This window comes from Cellulomonas sp. P24 (assembly GCF_024704385.1).
GTDB lineage: Bacteria > Actinomycetota > Actinomycetes > Actinomycetales > Cellulomonadaceae > JAJDFX01.
In genome coordinates this window covers 1,876,563-1,894,806 of the sequence record NZ_JAJDFX010000002.1, presented here as the reverse complement: position 1 = coordinate 1,894,806, position 18,244 = coordinate 1,876,563, and the positions used below count along the sequence as shown (strand labels likewise).

The window sequence follows — 18,244 nt, the reverse complement described above, 5'->3', positions numbered from 1 at the left end:
GCATCGCCGGGGCGACCCGACGGCCGCGTCGCCGCGAAGGGCCATCGGCCGCGTCGGCAGGGTGTGGTTGTCTGTCCGGTGGGTCGATGACCGACGGGAGGTCGACGATGGCAGGGATCGCCGCACGGATCGGTGCACGGGGCCTGACGACGCGGTGGCTCGTCCGCGCGCCGATCGGGCTCTACCGGGCCGGGCTCGGGTTCCTCTTCGGTTCGCGGCTGATCATGCTGGAGCACCGCGGGCGGACGTCCGGCCGGCGCCGGTACGTCGTGCTCGAGGTCGTGGACCACCCGTCGCCCGACGTGTACGTGATCGTCTCCGGCTTCGGGGCGCGGGCGCAGTGGTACCGCAACGTCCTCGCCGAGCCGCGGGTGCGGGTGTCGATCGGGTTCCGCCGGCAGCTGGCCGCGACCGCGGTGCCGATGACCCCCGAGGAGTCGTCCGCTGCTCTCCGCCGCTACATCGAGGTGCACCCGAAGGCCTGGGCGAAGCTGCGCGAGACGATCGAGGTGGCGGTCGGCGCCCCGGTGACCGAGCTGCCGATGGTCCGCGTGCGACTCACCGGCGAGCGGACGACGGCGAGCGGACGCCGGTGAGCGAGACCTGGTGCGCGGACGCCGGTGAGCGAGACCCGGCGAGCCGACGCCGGGTCAGTCGTCCGACGTGTCGGTGAGCTCTCGCGTGTAGGCGACGAGCGACCGCTGGAACCGTGTCAGGTGTCGTGACAGGGCCGTGAGCGCGACGGCGACGGCCTCGCGTTCGCGCCCGGTGTCGACGAGGGCGAGCGCGAGGAACGCGTCGACCGCGTCGTCGAGCCCGTCCGACCCGGCGGCGGCCTCGGCGGTGAGCAGCGCGACGCTCTCGTCCGCCTGCCCGAGGTTCCGCAGCGAGCTCGCGAGCTGGATCACGGCCTCGCGACGACGTCGGCCGGACAACCCGTTCGCGAGGGCGTCCCGGTACAACGGCACGGCACGGTCGGGGTGCCCGGTGGAGTCCCACACCGAGCCCCGCTCGTACGCCGCGATCGGGCTGCCGTCAGGAAGCTCGGCCACGAGCCCCTCCATGAGCTCCCGGAGCTCGGCCTCGGGGTATCGGTCGGCCGCCGCCCACAGGTCCGCGACCCGCTGCTCCCACGTCGTGTCGGTCATCCGCGCAGTCTGGCACGCGCCCTGATCACGGTTCGCGCCGGCGGCGGCGAGCGCCGGCGGTTGACGAGCGCGCCCGCCGGCGGAACCCTCGGGGCATGCAATTCGTGAGCAGGTCAGGGGGACCGGACGCCGCGCGTGCCGCGGAGCGGGCGCGGAGGATGAACCCTCCGGAGAACGAGATCCCGTGCGCGGCGGCACTGAGCGCGGTGCTCGCGCGCACCGATGACGTCGCCGTCGGGCTCGACGGTGCGACAGTCTTCAGCACCGGGGTCCTCCTCCGGATCATCGTGCGCCGCCGTCGCGACGGTGAGCCCGACCGCCCAGAGGACCTCGTCGCGTTGGCGCACGGCGGGCACCTGCCTCCTGCGGACGGGCGCCAGCTGATGCTCGGCGTCGAGCTGGCCGACGGCCGAAGGGCCGCGATGCTGGGCGACCCGTGGTTCCGGCATCTCTCGGAGGACGACTCGCTGGACGTCGCACTCGTCTCTCGGGGGGCGGGAGGCGGCGGGCGGACGTACGACGCCTCCTACTGGCTGACCGTCGTCCCGCCGGCGGGCGACCTCAGGATCGTGTGCGCCTGGCCGGCGTTCGGGATCCCGGAGACCGTGACCGTCCTGGATGCGGGTCCTCTCGCCGAGGCAGCCGCCTGCGTGGTCGAGCTCTGGCTGGTGGAGCCCGCATCGGCCGACGAGTACGAGCCGCGGCCACCGGCCCGACCGGTCGTGGCGCCGGGCGGGTGGTTCGAGCAGGTTCTCGGCGCTCCGACGAGCGATCCGGGTCCGGCCGTCTGACTCCTCGACCTCACGCGCGCGACGAGCAGCCGCCCCGAACGCGTCGGCCGACGCGCGAGCCGGGTCACGGCTCGAACCGGTACCCCATCCCCGGCTCGGTGATCAGGTGGCGCGGGTGGGCCGGTTCCGGCTCGAGCTTGCGGCGGAGCTGCGCGAGGTAGACGCGCAGGTAGTTGGTCTCGTGCTCGTAGTGCGGTCCCCAGACCTCCCGCAGCAGCTGCTGCTGGCTCACGAGCTTGCCGACGTTGCGGACGAGGATCTCGAGCAGATGCCACTCGGTGGGGGTGAGCCGGATCGTCACCCCGTCCCGCTCGACCCGCTTGGCGGCGAGGTCGACCGTGAAGCTCGCGGTGCGGACGACGGGCGCCGGCGGGTCCGGGATCGCGCGGCGCAGGCCCGCGCGGATCCGGGCGAGCAGCTCGTCCATGCCGAACGGCTTGGTCATGTAGTCGTCGGCGCCGGCGTCGAGGGCATCGACCTTGGTCGCCTGGCTGTCGCGGGCCGAGAGGACGATGATCGGCACGGTCGTCCAGCCGCGCAGCCCGGCGACGACGTCGACCCCGTCGAGGTCCGGCAGCCCGAGGTCGAGCACCACGAGGTCGGGCACGAAGCTCCCGGCGAGCCGGAGCGCGCTCGCGCCGTCGGAGGCCGTCTGCACCTCGAAGTGCCGGGCGCGCAGGTTGATCGACAGTGCGCGCAGCAGCCCGGGGTCGTCGTCGACGACGAGGATCTTGGTCATGGGTGCACCGGGGTCTCGAGGGCGAGCGGGATCTCGAGGGTCATGGTGAGGCCGCCGCCGGCAGTCGTGCGCGGGGTCACGGTCACGCCCATCGCGTCGCAGAACCCCTTGACGATCGCCAGGCCGAGCCCGACGCCGGCACCGTCGGTGCGGTCGTCGAGCCGCTGGAACGGCGCGAACATGGACCCCCAGCTCTCCGGTGCGACGCCGCTGCCGTGGTCGACGACGTGCAGGTGCACCCGACCGCCGCTCACCGACGCACCGAGCACGACGGGCCGCCCGGCGGGGCTGTGCCGGCGGGCGTTGTCGACGAGGTTCGCGACCGCGCGCTCGAGCAGGCCCGGGTCGGCCTCGACGAGCGGCAGGGTGTCGGGGATCTCCATGACGATCGCGCTGGTCGGGGTGTCGAGCACCGCACGCGAGACAACCTCGTCGAGGGCGACGGCGGTGAGCTGCACCGTGACCCGGCCCGCCTGGAGCCGGCTCATGTCGAGCAGGTTCGCGATCAGGTCCGTGAGCCGGTCGGACGACTCCTCGATCGTGGCGAGCAGCTCGTCCTGCTCCTCGGGGGACCACGCGATGTCGTCCTGACGCAGGCTGCTCACGGCGGCCTTGATGCCCGCGAGCGGAGTCCGGAGGTCGTGGCCGACGGCGGCGAGCAGCGCGGAGCGGACCCGGTCGGTCTGGGTCAGCTCGTCGGCCTGCGCCGCGAGCCGTTGGGCCTCCCAGGCCCGGGCGGCCGCTGCGGCCAGGCGTTCGAGCACGCGTCGGTCCTCGGCGAACAGCGTCGGGCCGTGGGCGACGAGCACGAGCTCGCCACCGGCCGGGACGCGGATGCTCGCGGGGCTGGCCTCGGGCGGGCCGACGCGCGCGATGACGGCACCGTCACCGGCGGGCGTGGACCGGACGAGGGCCGCGGACGTCATGCCGAACGTCGTGCGGACGTTCTCGAGGACCTGCGTGAGGCTCAGCTCGGCGGCGGGCCGGGCCGCGAACCGCGACAGCAGGCGCGCCTCGACGCCGCTCCGAGCGGCACGTCCACGGTCCCGGGCCGCGACCTCGACCGTGAGGCTGACGATGATCGCCACGACGGCGAACACCACGAGCTCGACGATGCTGTCGCGGTTCTCGACCGCGAGCGTGTGGTACGGCGGCGTCAGGAACCAGTTCGCCGCGAACAACGACGCGGCCGCCGCGAGGATCCCCGGCCACAGCCCGCCGACAGCGGCCACGACGACGTCGGCCAGCACGTACAGCAGGAGCACGCTCCCGAGCGCGAGGTCCTGCCCGACCAGCACCCAGGTCAGCAGGGGCAGACCGACGAGGGCGATCGCCAGCCCCGACCAGCGCCGCGCCGGCGAGAGCCCCGCGTCGGGCAGCGGGAGACCGCCGACGCGAGTCGAGCCGCCGGTCGCGTCGTCTGTCGCCATGGGATCAGCGTGGCACGGGCACGGGCTCAGGTCCCGGCGCTGCGGTCCGCGGCGCTGCGGTCTGCGACCCTGTGGTCGACGGCGCCACGGTGTCCGGCGTCACGGTCTGCGGTACCGGCTCGCCGCCGAACCGCCACGGCACGCTCGTCACCATCACACCGCTCTGGAACAGCAGGCGTGCCTTGAGCCGCAGGGCGCTCTGGTTGTGCAGGAGCTGCTCCCACCAGTGCTCGACGACGTACTCGGGGATGAACACCGCGACGACGTCCCGCGGCCCCTTGCGGCGGATGTCCGCGATGTACTCGATCGCGGGTCGGGAGATGTCGCGGAACGGCGAGTCGAGCACGGTCAGCGGGACGGGGACGTCGCGTGCCTTCCACTCGGCGACGAGGCGGTCCGTGTCGGCCTTGTCCGTGCGGACCGTCAGGGCGACGAGCGTCGACGGGCGGGTCGCGCGGGCGAACGAGAGGGCGCGCAGCGCCGGTGCGTTGAGGCGCGAGATGAGGACGACGGCGTGCACGCGGCTCGGCAGCGGGACCCCGTCGACCCGGGGCACCAGCTCCCGGTCGACGCGCTCGTAGTGCCGCTTGATCCCGTGCATGAGCGAGTACAGGATCGGCATCGCGATCACGACGAGCCACGCGCCGTGCGTGAACTTGGTCGCGAGCACGATCACGAGGACCAGCGCGGTCAGGGCCGCACCGAAGCCGTTGATCGCCCGGGCGCGGAGGATGTGCCCGCGCTCGGTGCGCTCGGCCTCCCGCAGCTTGTCCGTCCAGTGCCGCACCATCCCGGCCTGGCTCAGCGTGAACGAGACGAACACACCGAGGATGTACAGCTGGATCAGTCGGGTCGGGCTGGCCTCGAACGCGACGAGGAGCACGACGGCGAACCCGGCCAGGATGATGATGCCGTTGCTGAACACGAGCCGGTCGCCGCGACGGGAGAGCTGGCGCGGGAGGAACCCGTCGTGCCCGAGGATCGACGCGAGGATCGGGAACCCGTTGAACGCGGTGTTCGCGGCGAGCACGAGGATCAGCGCCGTGAACGTCTGGACCAGGTAGAACCCGAGGCTCGCGCTGCCGAACACCGCCCCGGCGAGCTGGGCGATCACGGTGCGCTGCGTGTAGCCGGCCGGTGCGCCGATCAACCGCGCCGGGTCGTCGGAGATGTGGACGTGCGCGATCAGGGCCATCGCGGTGAGCCCGATGAACATGGCGATCGTCAGGCCGGCCATGATGCCGAGCGTCGCGGAGGCGTTCTTGCTCTTCGGCGGCCGGAAGTTCGGCACCCCGTTGCTGACCGCCTCGACGCCCGTGAGGGCGGTGCACCCGGACGCGAACGCGCGCAGCACGACGGCGACGAGCAGCAGCCCGCTCGGTGCCGCGCCGGGCAGGGCGGCGACCTGGAGGTGCGCGGACTCGGCGACCGGGGCGGCGCCCGTCGCGGTGCGGAACAGCCCGACCGCGATCATGAGGAACACCGAGCCGACGAACGCGTAGGTCGGCACCGCGAACGCCTTGCCGGACTCCTTGAGGCCGCGCAGGTTGGCGAGCGCGAGCAGCACCACCACGCCGACGGACAGCGTCACGGTGTGCGGCGCGAGGGACGGGAACGCGGACACGATGTTCGCGACACCTGCCGCGACCGAGACGGCGACCGTGAGCACGTAGTCGATCAGCAGCGCACCGGCGGCGATCAGCGCCGCGTTCTGCCCGAGGTTCGCGCGGCTGACGGCGTAGGCGCCGCCACCGTTCGGGTAGGCGTACGTGGTCTGCCGGTAGGAGATCACCACGACCGCCAGCAGCAGGATCACCCCGGCCGCCACCCACGGGGCGAGGTGGATCAACGACAGCCCACCGACGGACAGGACGAGCAGGATCTCCTCGGTCGCGTACGCGTTCGAGGACAACGGGTCCGAGCAGAAGACGGGGAGCGCGAGCACCTTGGGGAGCAACGTCTCACCCATGCGCGCACTGCTCAGGGGGCGCCCGACGAGCAGGCGTTTGGGCACACTGATGACCTGGGACACAGCTCGAGTCAACCCTCGGCCGCACGGGCCGATCGGCGATCTTGACGCGTTCTTCACGCCGGAGAGGCGAGTCTTGACGCGGCCCGGAGGTGCGGGTCGAACCGGGGGTCACGCGCACCCGGGTCTACACAGGAGTGTCACATCCAGCGCATAGGACATCGGACCCATGCGCCGCGCCGCCGCGCCCTCCTAGTGTCGAAAGACGATCGGCTTCCTCTCTGAGGTGGTGCGCGATGGACGATGACGTCAAGTCGGCTGCTCCGAACGAGCCGAACGAGCCGCACCCGTCGACCGCCGGCACGGATGCACCGGTCCCGGCCCCTCCGCCGCCCCCCGCACGCAAGCGCCACGGGTGCCTGACCTCGTTCGTGATCGTGCTCGTGATCCTGCTGGTCAGTGCCGGTGGGGTGTACGTGTGGATGCGGAGCCAGAGTCAGCCCCGCGATCTCGGGGTGCACGCCACCGAGGCCGACTTCGACAGCGCCCTGGTCAAGGCTGGCGTCCAGTGGCCGGTCCTGCCGGCAGGTGCGAACCCGGCCGACTACGAGCGGGTCTACACCGGGTCGCAGCCGTTGGACGCGACGTTCACCGAGGCCGAGCTGTCCGCCCTCATGTCGTTCCGGCACTCGTCGTCGTACTGGCCCGTCAGCGACGTCCAGGTCGACATCACCGGACCCGACAGCGCACGGATGTCCGCGGTGGTCACCTACGGGGGGCAGGACTGGCCGGTGTACGTCGAGGGCACGGCCGGCTTCAGCGGCTCGACCCTGTGGGCCGACATCGCCGACGCCTCGGTCGGCCCGATGCACGTCCCGTCCAACTTGCTCTCTCGGGGGTCCAGCGTGCTCGAGAGCCTGGTGAACGACAGGCTCGCGCGCATCCCTGGCCTGGACATCACCTCGATCGAGGTCACCGACGCCGGGCTGCACGTGGTGGGCACGACGTGGCAGACAGCCGAGTACGTCAAGACCAGCTGAGCACGTCAAGACCAGCTGAGCACGTCAGGCCCAGCTGAGCGGGTGTCGGGTACCGGTCGCGGGGGAGCGGCGACGGGCCCGTGTCGGCCGCGCGTTGTAGCGTCTCCGCAGGATCGAGACCGCGAACGGAGAGCCCCATGGCGACGGTTGTCTCGCGGGACGGCACAGCGATCGGGTACGACGCAGTCGGCGACGGCACACCCGTCGTCCTGATCGGCGGCGCCCTGAGCGACCGCCGCAGCGCGGCTCCGCTGGCCCAGGTGCTCGCGACCGACCTGCGCGCGATCACCTACGACCGTCGCGGGCGCGGTGACAGCGGCGACACCCCGCCCTACGCGGTCGAGCGGGAGATCGAGGACCTCGCGGCCGTGATCGACGCGGCCGGTGGCCGCGCGTTCGTGTACGGCCACTCCTCGGGTGCGGCTCTCGCACTCGCTGCGCCAGCAGCAGGCGTGCCGATCGGGCGCCTGGTCGTGTTCGAGCCGCCCTTTGCGGTCGGGGACCGGCCCGCCGGGCCGGTCGACCTCGTCGAGGAGCTCCGCACGCTGCTGGACGCGGGTCGCCGCGGCGAGGTGGTCGAGAGGTTCATGACCGACGCCGTCGGACTCCCGCCGCAGGCCGTCGCGCAGACCCGTCAGTCACCCGCCTGGCCGGCGCTCGAGGCCCTGGCCCACACGATCCTCTACGACCTGCAGGTCATGGGCGACAACCGGCCCCCGGACGCGGCGCTCGCGCGCATCACGGTCCCGACGTTGGCGCTCGGCAGCACCGGCAGCCCTGCCTGGCTCCAGGACGCCGTCGCGGCGACGGCGGCGCGGGTGCCGGGTGCGACGTCCCGGCTCCTCGACGGTAGCTTCCACACTGTGCCGCCGGAGGATCTCGCGCCGGCGCTGCTGGAGTTCTTCCAGGTCTGAGTCGACGCGGGGACGTCGACCCTAGATGCCGGCCTTGTCGAGAGCGCTCTGGAGCGACTGCACGTAGCCCTGGCTGGTGACCGTCGCCCCGGACACCATCGAGATGTTCGCGGACTGCGCCGCCACGGCCTCCTGGTTGAGGATCGGGATCGCGTAGGCGTTGATCTGCTGGTCACGGCCGTTGCCGTTCGGGTAGGCGATGGCCTCCGACGCGGTGACCTTCCCGTCGGTGACGGTGATCCGCACCTGGACGTCACCCCACCGGGTCGAGGCGACGTCGCCGTCGTAGGTCGTCGTGGTGGTGCCGGACGAGCCGGTTCCGGAGCTCGTGCCGCCGGTCGTCCCGGTGCCCGAGGTCCCACCGGGACCGGTGGACACCGACCGGTTGGTGCTCGTGGGCCACGAGAAGAGCATGACGACGGCGGTGACGGTGCTGGCAAGGGCGATGATGATGCGGCGCATGAGGGTTCTCCGGGTGTCCTGCTGGTCTACCAGCTGAAGCGTTCGACGTGCAGGGCGTGGCTCCCGACACCGGCGGCGCGCGCATCGGCGCCGACCGCCTCGGCCCAGGGTGCGGCCCCGCACACGTACACGTCCGTGCGGTCGAGGTCGGGGATGAGTCGCGTGAGGGCTTCGGGGCCCGGCACGTGCCCCAGGTGCGCGGGCAGCCACGTCGTGCCGGCGGTGCTGCGCGGCCCCACGAGGTCGAGGACCTTCACGGCGCCGGAGGCGACGAGCGCATCGAGCTCGGCCTGCAGCGGTTGCGGCCCGGCGGCGTGGAAGCGGCGGATCACGGTGACCGGCCACTCGGTGGGTCCGGGGTTGGCGACCGTGGCCTGGAGCACCGAGATCAACGGGGCCAGGCCGAGGCCGCTGCCGATGACCGCGAGGCGGGGCTGCGTGCGGACGTCCGGGGTGAGACGGCCGTACGGCCCCTCGATGAGGACACGCGTGCCGGGCTTCATCCGGGCGAGGCGGTCGCCGTCGTCGCCCTGCGTGCTCGACGTGACCCGGAGGCCGGCGGTGGTGGGCGCCGCGGAGAGCGACAGGGGGTGGCCGCGGGTCCAGCCCGGTCCGGTGCGGAACCGCCACACGAAGAACTGCCCGGCGGCCACCGGCATCCTCGCGAGGTGCTTGCCGGTCAGGTGGATCGACACCACGTCGGGAGCCTCGGTGACGACCTTCGAGACGACGAGGTTCTGCTGCCGGGACAACCGCCACGGCATCGCGACCCGGAACGCGAGCACCGAGGCGAGCGCGAACGCGTACAGGCCCCACCAGTAGGCCGTGGCCACCGGTGACGCGAGGAAGTCCGCACCGGTCCAGAGCTGGTGCGGCAGGGCGAGGCCTGCGCCGAGGTACGCGTACAGGTGCAGCAGGTGCCACGACTCGTAGCGCATCCGGCGGCGGGCGGCGCGGATCGACGTGACCATGATCATGACGAACAGCGCGGTGCCGGCGGTCGCGAGCAGCATCCCGGGCGCGGTGGTCACGAGGGACCAGAGCTCGGACAGGAACGGGAGGCGACCGAGCATCGCGTAGGCGAGGGTCGTCAGCACCGCGTGCGCGAGCAGCAGGTTCACCGAGGTGAACCCGAGCAGCCGGTGCCAGCGGGAGATCGCGTCCTGGCCGAGCGCCCGCTCGACCCACGGGATCCGCGCCATCGAGAGCACCTGGAGCAGCAGCATGTCGGAGCTGACGAGCCCGGTCAGCCGCCCGAGGGAGAGGATCGAGTCGCCGGCGCCGGCGAACAGGTTCTGCACACCGCCGTTCGAGACCCACAGGGCGACGACCACGAGTGCGGAGAACCACACCACGACGCCGACGGCGTCGGGCCACCAGGTGCGACGGACGGGAGCGCGGAGCGGCCTGGCGCGGGGGCTCCGCGCGGGTGCCGAGGTCGGCGTCGTGAGCGTCGTCATGCCTCGATGTTCCCGGCCTCGGCTCGGGGAACCCCGTTGCTGTGCTGTGCGTGGTCTGTGACCGGACGGCCCCGCTGGGCGCGCCGTCATCGCGGTCAGCCCCTCCGGAGGCGGTGGACGAGCAGCACCGCGCCACCACCCACCGCGGCGCCGATCGTGTTCATGACCACATCCTGCACCGTGGAGTAGCGGCCGGGGATGGCGAGCTGGACCGTCTCGATGAGGATCGTGAAGGCCAGGCCCGTGAGGACGGTTCGGACGAGGACGGCGGCTGCGGGTCCACGGACCGATCCGGGGGTGTCCTCACGCGCCACCGGCGCCGCGCGGTCCGGGCGTGCGAGCCGCGCTGACCAGAACGGCACGAGGAGCATCCCGAGCGGCACGAACATCCCGATGTTGGCGACCGCCTCGAGGGCGGGCATCGTCATCGGGATCCCGACACCACGGATCGCGTCGAGGATCGCCGTCTCCCACCGCGGGGCGTCGCTGTGCTGCGGGGACGGCCACCAGGTGACGACGAGGACGAACGCGGCGTAGGCGAGGAGGAGCCCGCGCGACCGAGATCGGCGCGCGAAGGTGTGGTCCGCGACGGTCACGCCTGCGCGAGCCGGTCCAGGGCGAGGCCGGCGAGCACCGCGGCGCCGACGGGCAGGGCCGACTCGTCGAACCGTGCCTGCGCCGAGTGGTTGTACGCCGCGGTGGCCGGGTCGGTGCCGCGCGGTGTCGCGCCCAGGCCGAGGTAGGTGCCGGGCACCTGCTGCAGCACGTAGGAGAAGTCCTCCGAGCCGGAGATGGGCCGGGGTGCCGTCATGAACCCGCGAGGTCCGAGGATCTCGGCGGTCACCCGTGCGGCGCGGTCCACCTCGGCAGGGGTGTTGACGGTCGTCGGGTAGCCGCGCACGTAGTCGACGTCGACGGTGAGGCCGTGGGCGGCGGCGACGTGCGTCGCGACCCGGACCAGGCGCTCCTCGACGAGGGCGTGCGTCTCCTCGGAGAACGTGCGGACGGTCGCGGCGATCTCAGCCGTCGCGGGGATGACGTTGTCGGTGGTCCCCGCGGCGATGCGACCGACGGACACGACGACGGGGTCCAGGGCGTCGAACTGCCGGGTGACCGCCGTCTGGAAGGCGAGGACGATCTCGGCGGCGACGGTGACCGGGTCGGCGGCCAGGTGCGGCATCGATCCGTGCCCGCCGCGACCGCGCACCGTGACGGTGAGCGTGTCGGCGGCCGCGAGCATCGTGCCGGGCTTGGTCGTCACGAGGCCGGCCGGGAGCACGGAGGACATCACGTGCAGCCCGTACGCACCGACGACGCGCTCGCCGGCCGCGTCGAGCACCCCTTCCTCGATCATGAGCCGGGCACCGTGGTCGCCCTCCTCACCGGGCTGGAACATGAGGACGACGGAACCGGCGAGCTGCTCGCGGCGGGCGACCAGGAGCCGTGCCGCACCGACGAGCCCGGCGGTGTGCAGGTCGTGGCCGCACGCGTGCATCGCCCCTGGGTGCTCGCTCGTGAACTCCTCGCCGGTGTCCTCGGTCACGGGGAGGGCGTCCATGTCCGCGCGCAGGAGGACGGCCGGCCCCGGTCGCGCACCGCGGACGACGGCGACGACCGAGCTGAGCGCGGTGCCCGTCGTGATCCCGAGGTCGACCCCGTGGTCCTGCTCGAGGGCGTGCAGCTCTGCGAGGACGATCGCCTGGGTGAGCGGCAGGTGCAGACCGATCTCCGGGGCGCGGTGCAGTCGTCGGCGGAGGTCGACCAGGGCGGGTGCGAGCGCGGTGGCCTCGACGAGCAGGTCCGCGGGGTTCTCGGTCATGTGCAGGTCCTCGGGGTGTCGTCGGGCTCAGGTCGGGCGTGCCGCGGGCTCAGGTCGGGTGTGCCGCGGGCTCAGGTCGACGGTGCGGCAGGCTCAGTCGGTCGGCTGTTCGACGCTACTCCCGGCCGCTGTACCGGCGAGGGTGTCCACGCTGTACAGGAGCCGGTAGCTGACGAGCCACGAGCCCACCGCCGAGATCGTCAGCCCGAGGGTCACGTAGCCCGCGACGAGGCCGATGTGCCCACGTGAGACGAGCCACTCCGCCACGAAGAGGAACGTCCCGCCGAACAGTGAGATCGCGAGTGCCGCCGGGATGCCGAGCGCCACCGCGCGGATCGGGACGGGGAACAGCCGCGCGCCCGCGACCGGGGTGACCCCGAGCTGGAGGCCGATGCAGATCGTGAAGGCCGGTGCGGCGACCACGTACGGGACGGCGCCCGCGAGGAACCCGAGCATGAGCGGCAGCGTGAGGACGGCCGCCGCCGTGAAGCCGACCCGGATCAGGGCGAGAGGTCCGAACCGGTCGGCGAGGAACCCGGACGTGATCATCGCGAGGATCAGGGCGACCAGGGCGATCGTCTGCTGACCGGTGGCCTCCGACTCGGTGAGGCGACCCGAGTGCGCGGCGAACTGCGGCAGGTAGATGCTGCCGAAGTAGACCCCGATCGTCGACCCGATCGTGAGCGCGAACGCGAGTGCCATCCGTGGCGCGTGCTCGCGGACCAGCGGCCACGCGGGCTCGTGCCCGGCCTCCTTCGCCCGGGTGAACACCTCGGACTCGGGGACGCCGCGCCGGATCCAGAAGGCGAGCACGCCGCACAGGCCGGCGACGACGAACGCGATGCGCCAGCCACCGTTCTCGACGCCCGACGTCCCCATCGCGGCCAGGAGGACGGCGAGCACGATCGTGGCGCCGAGGGTGCCGAACGCGTCGCCCGAGTACGCGAACGCGCCGTAGCGGTGACGACGGTCGGGCGGTGCGACCTCGACGACGTACGTCGCGGCGGTCGCCACCTCGCCGCCCATCGCGATGCCCTGCAGCAGGCGTGCGACGAGCACGAGCCCGGCGGCACCGAGCCCGGCGACCGCGTAGGTGGGTGCCGCCGCGATCAGCAGGGAGCCGACGGCGATCAGGGCGACGCTGACGGTCAGCCCGGTGCGCCGGCCGCGCACGTCGGTCACCCGGCCCATGAGGAAGCTGCCGAGCGGCCGTGCGACGAACCCGGCGGCGAACACCGCGTAGGCGCCGAGGCGAGCCGCGGTCTGGTCCGCCCCGGGAAAGATCTGTGTCGCGAAGTACGGTGCGGCGAGGCCGTACACGGACCAGTCGAGGGACTCGACGAAGATCCCCGCGGTGCTGGCGAGGACCACGCGGGCGCGGGGTGTTCCTCGGGTCGTGCCGGGTTCGGTGACGGCTGGCGCACGCGTCGTGCTGTCGGTCATCGGCGTCGGTCCTCTCGGAGGCCCCGAGGCCGGCGGACCCCGGGGGCGGCGTCTGGCAGGCCGCGACCGCGACCCGCGGGCGGACGCCCGGAGCCGCACGGCTGGGCGGCGGTGACCAGCGTGGACCTCGGACGTTACCGGCAGGTTGCCGTGGTCGGAACCATGCTCGCTCGATCGAGTGTCAGACCGTCCCCGCCCGCGCGCTTGCGGCGGTAGAGGGCACGGTCAGCCACCTCCATCGCACTGGTGAGTCGGTCGCGCGTGGTCCGCACCGCGCCGATCGACACGCTGGCGCCGAACGGTGCGAGCAGGTCCCGGGCCTGGGCGGAGATGGCGGCCAGGTCGTGCGGCCACGGGGTGCTCCCGGCCGGGCCGAACATCGTGAACTCGTCGCCCCCGAGCCGGAACACCGACCAGCCCGGCAGCGTCGAGAACAGCGACGCGAGCGCGCAGAGGACCTCGTCGCCGGTCACGTGTCCGCGGGTGTCGTTGACCTGCTTGAACCGGTCGACGTCGGCGACCGCCAGCCACACGGGGTCCGGGCTCGGTGGCGAGTCGCGGCCGGGACGGGCTGGGGTCGCGTCCTGGAGGACGACGTTCCACAGGCCCCGGTTGCCGACCCCGGTGAGGGGGTCGCGGTGCACGAGCGTCTCGAGCTCGGCGACCCGGCGGAGCGACGCGAGCCGGCTGCCGGCCTGCAGGCACAGCGACTCGACCGCGTCGACGACGTCGGCGGACACGAACGACGTCGTCGCGCTGGACAGTGCGAGCAGGTCGGTGAGCCGCCAGCCGTCCCGGATGGGTACGAGCACGACGCCGCGGACGCCCCGTTCGCGCAGCACGTGCGTCGGTGGCACCGCGAGGCTCAGATCCGTCCCGCCGCTGTAGCACGACGCCAGCTCCGAGACGAGGTCGCGCAGCTCGAGGACGTGGGCGTCGTCGAGGCTCGCGAGCGCGCCGCTGGCGGGGCCGACCGTCCCGGTGACCTCGGGGTGCTCACCGTCGAAGGTCCACAGGCAACCGCCGTCGAACCCGGTGAGCTCGGCGACGGCGTCGAGGGTTGCCCGGCAGAGGTCGCCGGCCGACCCTGCCTGGGCCAGTGTCGGTGCGAGCCGGCTGAGGTCCCGCAGCGTCGAGTACGAGGACCCGGCCTTGTCGAGCGACGCGAGCCGGGTCTCGAGCAGGTGGGCGCACTGGCGGATCAGGTCGGTGTGCGCGGGGAGCAGCGGCGCGAGCGCGTCCACGTTGAGGACGCCGACGGTGCGGTCGCGGACCCGCAACGGCACGGCCATCTCGCTGAGCACCCCGGGGATCGCGAGGCGGTAGCGCGGGTCGATGCGCACGTCCGGGGAGAGGATCTCGGCCTCCTCGGCGAACGCCGCCCCGGTGATCCCGGTGCGCGGGTGCAGCCCGTCCATGACGAGCCACTGGCCGCGGCGCGACTGGCACCGCAGCACGCCGCCGCGCTCGAGGTACACGCTCGGCAGCAGGCCGCTGTGGTGGGCCAGGAACTCGCTGACACGCTCGCACGCGTCGGCGGGGTTCGTGGCGGCCGCGAGGGCAGCGACCAGTCCGACCGGGTCCTGGGTCACCGGCGCCGGTCCTGGCGGTGCGATCACCGCGTGGGCCTGCGACGTGAGCGCGGGCCACGGTGCGCCGGGTCGCGCGAGGAGGTACCCCTGGGCGAGGTCGACGCCGAGCGCGCGGAGCTCGTGGAGCTCGGCCTCCGTCTCGACGCCCTCGGCGATCGACAGCGCGCTCGTCGCGGAGGCGAAGGCCTGAAGCGCCTCGACCAGGGCGCGGCGTCGGGGGTCCCGGTGCAGTCCGCTGACGAGCGACCGGTCGATCTTGATGAACGACGGGCTGAGCTGCAGGACGTGCGCCATCGAGGCGTAGCCCGACCCGACGTCGTCGACCGCGACGAGGGAGCCGTGCGAGCGCAGTGCCTTGAGACGCTCGATGAGCGGCTCGTAGTCGTCGACGGCCGCGTGCTCGGTGACCTCGATGACGTGCCGGGGAAGCGTCCGGCACAGTGCCGTGAAGCGCGGGTCGAGAGCGACCGCGGGGCTCACGTTGACGAACAGCAGCGCGCTTCCCGGCGGGTCGCCGGCCGCCCGTGCCGCAGCGAGACAGGCGAGCTCGACGTCCGCGCGGGCGCCCTGCTCCTCCGCGAGGCGCAGCCAGACGTCCGGGGCGAGCGCGGGGTGGTCGGTCGAACGAGACAGCGCCTCGTAGCCGATCACTGCGCCGTCGGCGACCCGCACGACGGGCTGGAACACGGCGGTGATGCCACCCGGCCGGAGCAGCGACGCGACGAGGCCCGCCGTCTCGGCGCTGCTCACGGCGCTGCTCGGGGTGCTCGTGGTCACGCCCGGTCATCGTCACGCGCGGCGCCCCGATTGATTTCCGATGTGTAAATGCTGAGCGTTGGCGGGTGAACCGGCGTGATCGGGCCGTCATGGGCTGTGTTCGCGGCGAGGTGCGCGTGGTGCCGGCGTTGGGGGCGGGCCGGGCGGACATCCGCTCATGCCGATGTGCGTAAGTCGCGATGTGGCCGCTCGGCCAGCTCAGCGCACGTACCCGCACGGTGTCGAGCAACTCCACCACTCGGCGGGACGTCACGCCGAGCCGCGTGCATGACCCGCATGCCCGAGCCCGAGGAGGATCGAGGCTAATGCGGGTATCGGTGGTTCCTGAGTCGACCTGCGGCCCACACGGCCGTCACCAGGCCGCTGATGATGATGACCCACCACCGCCCTTGCCCGGTCGTGACGGTGATGACGACTCCCAGCAACGTCCAGAGCACCCCGACGACCACGCCGAAGAGCAAGAAGCGTCGAGGCTGAAACCGGCGATCAGGCATGCTCGGGCCCGAGCCGGCCAAGCGACGTGGGCGCTTGGACGTCGAACAACCTCCTCACGTGGCTCGCCCAAAGATGCCTACCGCGATGAACGCGACCCCGATCACGGCGAAACCGACGGCCGGGTAAGCCACATTCTTGCCGGTTGCTGCGCGCTGAGACCGCTTCGAGCGGTCCCCGTACATCGCCTGCTGGCCCTCGGCCGTGAACCTAGCGAAGGCTTCACGGTGTCTCCAGAGGGCCACTGAGATGGCCACCATGACGCATCCGACGATCACGGCCACGAACTTCGCGACCATCTAGCGCTCCTCTCGTCGGACCTCGATAGTGCGTGCTCGCGTGACCACGCCGCTCATCAGCCGATGGTGTCAGAAGCGGTGCGCCCAGGCGATACCCCTACTGCAGCAGGCTTCCCGTCGATGCCGCGTGTAACCTGCGCCCCTGGCGCCGGGGGACCAGTCTTCAGCCGACGTCCACACCTGTAGCCGCTGCAAGGGCGGCGACGCTCGCCCGGTCATGCCGCGTCGAGGGCGGCAACCTTCGCCCGGATCTGCCGCTCACCACTTTCGCCGAACGCGACGCTGCGACAGTCCCAGGTTGATCAGATCGCTATGAGGTCAGGAGCTCGCGTGAGTGTGAGGGGCAGTGCGCTCATCGCGCGTCGTCGACCCGCTGGCGCGTCCGCGCCCACGCACACGGAGAGAACCGAGCAAGGCTTCGCCGAAGGATCCGATGGCGAACGCCTGAATCGCCCGCGGGGCCGGGTCACTCACGTTCACGGTGTGCAGCGCCAGGCCTACCCCCACGGCGAGCACCCAGAATGGCGTGAGCGCAATCCAGTAACGCCAGTCACTAGGACCGAGGCGTCGACCGACGAATCCCGCGTAGGCGAAGCCCGCGGAGACGCCCACAAAGGTGATGAGCAGGGACACGACCGGCTCCTTGACGTAGGAGAGTCCACCACCCAGCACATTAGCGCCGCGGCGCCGCGGCGGCGGCAGATCGCCAACCGCCCGCTCATGCCGCTGTCGGGGCGGCTGCGCTCGCCCGGTCACAGCCGCTGTCGGGGCGGGGACGCTCGCCCGGTCATGGTCGCGATCCGCACTCGTGCCGCTGAGCGTGCGATGACAATGGCGGTGGTTCGTGTTACTGCTCGGCCTGATGAACTGTCTCCAGGCGGGTCAGATCGTCGGAGGTCAGACGCAGGTTCGCGGCCGCAACGTTGTCGACCAGGTGCTCAGGCGAACCGGTGCCCGGGATCACCAGTATGTGTGGGCCGCGATGCAGTGCCCATGCCAGGCGAACCTGAACCGGTGTGGCCCCGTGTGTCCGGGCGATGGACAGCACCTCGTCGTTCTCGGTGCCGCTGCCGCCGGCCTCGCGCTCGACACCGGCGATGGCGAAGAACGGCACGAACGCGATGCCCTGCGCCCCACAGACCCGAACCAGTTCGTCCTGGGCGGACCGGAAGCCCAGGCCATAGGGGTTCTGCACGCAGACGACCGGGGCGATGGCCTGGGCCTGGGCGAGGTGGTCGGGCCGGGCGGCCGAGATGCCGAGGTGACGGATCAGGCCGGCATCGCGCAGCGCGGCCAACGCCTCGAAGTGCTCGGTGATCGCCCCCGGTCCGGACACTCGCAGGTTCACCAGGTCGAGGTGGTCGCGGCCGAGCTGGCGCAGGTTCTCTTCGACCTGTCCGCGTAGCTGCTGCGGCGTGGCCATGGGAAGCCATTCACCGGAGGGATCCCGGCCGGGCCCGACCTTGGTGGCGATGACCAGGTCCTCGGGATACGGGGCCAGGGCTCGGTTGATGAGCTCGTTGGCGGAGCGCAGGCGCGAGAAGTAGAACGCGGCCGTGTCGATGTGGTTGACACCCAGCTCAACGGCTGTGCGCAGCACGGTCATCGCCTGGTCACGGTCGCGCGGGGCCGCGTCGCCGGCGAACGCCCGGCCGTGCTGCGGCAGGCGCATGGCACCGAACCCGATCCGGTTGACCGTCAGATCTCCGAGCGTCCACGTACCGGCAGCCCCGGCGCTGATCGTCCCAGACACGAATCGCAGTCTGCCATGCAGAATCAGGCCGAACCGGCGCACTGCTCTGCCGCCGGTGTGGCGGCATGTTCCGACCCGCGCGTGCCGCGGGCGTAGGAGCTCTTCGGCGAACAGTT

General features: G+C 72.3%; 17 protein-coding genes. 4 read left to right on the top strand and 13 right to left on the bottom strand.

What is annotated here, in order from left to right; genetic code table 11:
* Positions 1 to 86 precede the first annotated feature (86 nt).
* Entirely contained in the window at positions 87 to 596 is a 510-nt protein-coding gene (locus LJB74_RS08930) for a nitroreductase family deazaflavin-dependent oxidoreductase (protein WP_259308199.1), read from the top strand.
* A gap of 54 nt (positions 597 to 650) precedes the next feature.
* Here LJB74_RS08930 and LJB74_RS08925 read toward each other — a convergent pair whose 3' ends face one another.
* Positions 651 to 1,148, bottom strand: a complete 498-nt coding sequence (locus LJB74_RS08925) for a tetratricopeptide repeat protein (protein ID WP_259308198.1) — start codon at positions 1,146 to 1,148, stop codon at positions 651 to 653.
* A 95-nt stretch (positions 1,149 to 1,243) separates the two neighbouring features.
* Between LJB74_RS08925 and LJB74_RS08920 the strand changes: the two genes are divergently transcribed.
* Positions 1,244 to 1,939 (top strand): hypothetical protein, encoded by a 696-nt coding sequence (locus tag LJB74_RS08920; protein WP_259308197.1) that lies wholly within the window; start codon positions 1,244 to 1,246, stop codon positions 1,937 to 1,939.
* 64 nt (positions 1,940 to 2,003) lie between these two features.
* Here the strand turns inward: LJB74_RS08920 and LJB74_RS08915 are convergent, their stop codons facing one another.
* Genes LJB74_RS08915 through LJB74_RS08905 form a run of 3 tightly spaced genes read right to left on the bottom strand, consistent with a single transcriptional unit; the run spans position 2,004 to position 6,077 of the window.
* Positions 2,004 to 2,678: a response regulator gene (locus LJB74_RS08915; RefSeq protein WP_259308196.1), complete on the bottom strand. Its 675-nt coding sequence runs from the start codon at positions 2,676 to 2,678 to the stop codon at positions 2,004 to 2,006.
* The gene (locus tag LJB74_RS08910; RefSeq protein WP_259308195.1) at positions 2,675 to 4,108 is read right to left on the bottom strand and encodes a DUF4118 domain-containing protein; all 1,434 of its coding nucleotides are present in this window, start codon (positions 4,106 to 4,108) and stop codon (positions 2,675 to 2,677) included. Before LJB74_RS08910 ends, LJB74_RS08915 begins: the two co-directional genes overlap by 4 nt.
* 4 nt (positions 4,109 to 4,112) lie before the next feature.
* Entirely contained in the window at positions 4,113 to 6,077 is a 1,965-nt protein-coding gene (locus LJB74_RS08905; RefSeq protein WP_259308194.1) for an APC family permease, read from the bottom strand.
* A gap of 296 nt (positions 6,078 to 6,373) precedes the next feature.
* Between LJB74_RS08905 and LJB74_RS08900 the strand changes: the two genes are divergently transcribed.
* A complete protein-coding gene (locus LJB74_RS08900) occupies positions 6,374 to 7,117 on the top strand; it encodes a hypothetical protein (RefSeq protein ID WP_259308193.1) in 744 nt (247 codons plus the stop codon).
* A gap of 137 nt (positions 7,118 to 7,254) precedes the next feature.
* Positions 7,255 to 8,031 carry an alpha/beta fold hydrolase gene (locus tag LJB74_RS08895; RefSeq protein ID WP_259308192.1) on the top strand — a complete coding sequence of 259 codons (777 nt, stop codon included), beginning with the start codon at positions 7,255 to 7,257 and terminating at the stop codon, positions 8,029 to 8,031.
* Between the two features lie 21 nt (positions 8,032 to 8,052).
* Here the strand turns inward: LJB74_RS08895 and LJB74_RS08890 are convergent, their stop codons facing one another.
* From LJB74_RS08890 to LJB74_RS08850, 9 genes are all read right to left on the bottom strand, one after another.
* Positions 8,053 to 8,493, bottom strand: a complete 441-nt coding sequence (locus LJB74_RS08890; protein ID WP_259308191.1) for an FMN-binding protein — start codon at positions 8,491 to 8,493, stop codon at positions 8,053 to 8,055.
* A 26-nt stretch (positions 8,494 to 8,519) separates the two neighbouring features.
* Positions 8,520 to 9,953, bottom strand: coding sequence for a ferredoxin reductase family protein (locus LJB74_RS08885; protein WP_259308190.1), 1,434 nt, complete (start codon positions 9,951 to 9,953; stop codon positions 8,520 to 8,522).
* Between the two features lie 95 nt (positions 9,954 to 10,048).
* Complete coding sequence (locus tag LJB74_RS08880) at positions 10,049 to 10,549, bottom strand: VanZ family protein (RefSeq protein WP_259308189.1); 501 nt, start codon at positions 10,547 to 10,549, stop codon at positions 10,049 to 10,051.
* Positions 10,546 to 11,772 carry a M20 family metallopeptidase gene (locus tag LJB74_RS08875; protein WP_259308188.1) on the bottom strand — a complete coding sequence of 409 codons (1,227 nt, stop codon included), beginning with the start codon at positions 11,770 to 11,772 and terminating at the stop codon, positions 10,546 to 10,548. Before LJB74_RS08875 ends, LJB74_RS08880 begins: the two co-directional genes overlap by 4 nt.
* Before the next feature lie 93 nt (positions 11,773 to 11,865).
* Positions 11,866 to 13,215 (bottom strand): MFS transporter, encoded by a 1,350-nt coding sequence (locus tag LJB74_RS08870; protein ID WP_259308187.1) that lies wholly within the window; start codon positions 13,213 to 13,215, stop codon positions 11,866 to 11,868.
* Positions 13,216 to 13,349: 134 nt separating this feature from the next.
* A complete protein-coding gene (locus LJB74_RS08865) occupies positions 13,350 to 15,584 on the bottom strand; it encodes an EAL domain-containing protein (RefSeq protein ID WP_259308186.1) in 2,235 nt (744 codons plus the stop codon).
* A 548-nt stretch (positions 15,585 to 16,132) separates the two neighbouring features.
* The gene (locus tag LJB74_RS08860; RefSeq protein ID WP_259308185.1) at positions 16,133 to 16,375 is read right to left on the bottom strand and encodes a hypothetical protein; all 243 of its coding nucleotides are present in this window, start codon (positions 16,373 to 16,375) and stop codon (positions 16,133 to 16,135) included.
* Between the two features lie 318 nt (positions 16,376 to 16,693).
* Positions 16,694 to 17,008 carry a hypothetical protein gene (locus tag LJB74_RS08855; RefSeq protein ID WP_259308184.1) on the bottom strand — a complete coding sequence of 105 codons (315 nt, stop codon included), beginning with the start codon at positions 17,006 to 17,008 and terminating at the stop codon, positions 16,694 to 16,696.
* Positions 17,009 to 17,222: 214 nt separating this feature from the next.
* Positions 17,223 to 18,128 (bottom strand): oxidoreductase, encoded by a 906-nt coding sequence (locus LJB74_RS08850; RefSeq protein WP_259308183.1) that lies wholly within the window; start codon positions 18,126 to 18,128, stop codon positions 17,223 to 17,225.
* Positions 18,129 to 18,244: the final 116 nt, after the last annotated feature.

Bases quoted from the DNA above. Each gene is read 5' to 3' on its own strand.
- LJB74_RS08890 (WP_259308191.1), bottom strand. From the start codon at position 8,493: ATGCGCCGCATCATCATCGCCCTTGCCAGCACCGTCACCGCCGTCGTC.
- LJB74_RS08910 (WP_259308195.1), bottom strand. From the start codon at position 4,108: ATGGCGACAGACGACGCGACCGGCGGCTCGACTCGCGTCGGCGGTCTC.
- LJB74_RS08920 (WP_259308197.1), top strand. From the start codon at position 1,244: ATGCAATTCGTGAGCAGGTCAGGGGGACCGGACGCCGCGCGTGCCGCG.
- LJB74_RS08870 (WP_259308187.1), bottom strand. From the start codon at position 13,215: ATGACCGACAGCACGACGCGTGCGCCAGCCGTCACCGAACCCGGCACG.
- LJB74_RS08930 (WP_259308199.1), top strand. From the start codon at position 87: ATGACCGACGGGAGGTCGACGATGGCAGGGATCGCCGCACGGATCGGT.
- LJB74_RS08885 (WP_259308190.1), bottom strand. From the start codon at position 9,953: ATGACGACGCTCACGACGCCGACCTCGGCACCCGCGCGGAGCCCCCGC.
- LJB74_RS08860 (WP_259308185.1), bottom strand. From the start codon at position 16,375: ATGGTCGCGAAGTTCGTGGCCGTGATCGTCGGATGCGTCATGGTGGCC.
- LJB74_RS08915 (WP_259308196.1), bottom strand. From the start codon at position 2,678: ATGACCAAGATCCTCGTCGTCGACGACGACCCCGGGCTGCTGCGCGCA.
- LJB74_RS08925 (WP_259308198.1), bottom strand. From the start codon at position 1,148: ATGACCGACACGACGTGGGAGCAGCGGGTCGCGGACCTGTGGGCGGCG.
- LJB74_RS08900 (WP_259308193.1), top strand. From the start codon at position 6,374: ATGGACGATGACGTCAAGTCGGCTGCTCCGAACGAGCCGAACGAGCCG.
- LJB74_RS08895 (WP_259308192.1), top strand. From the start codon at position 7,255: ATGGCGACGGTTGTCTCGCGGGACGGCACAGCGATCGGGTACGACGCA.
- LJB74_RS08905 (WP_259308194.1), bottom strand. From the start codon at position 6,077: ATGGGTGAGACGTTGCTCCCCAAGGTGCTCGCGCTCCCCGTCTTCTGC.
- LJB74_RS08875 (WP_259308188.1), bottom strand. From the start codon at position 11,772: ATGACCGAGAACCCCGCGGACCTGCTCGTCGAGGCCACCGCGCTCGCA.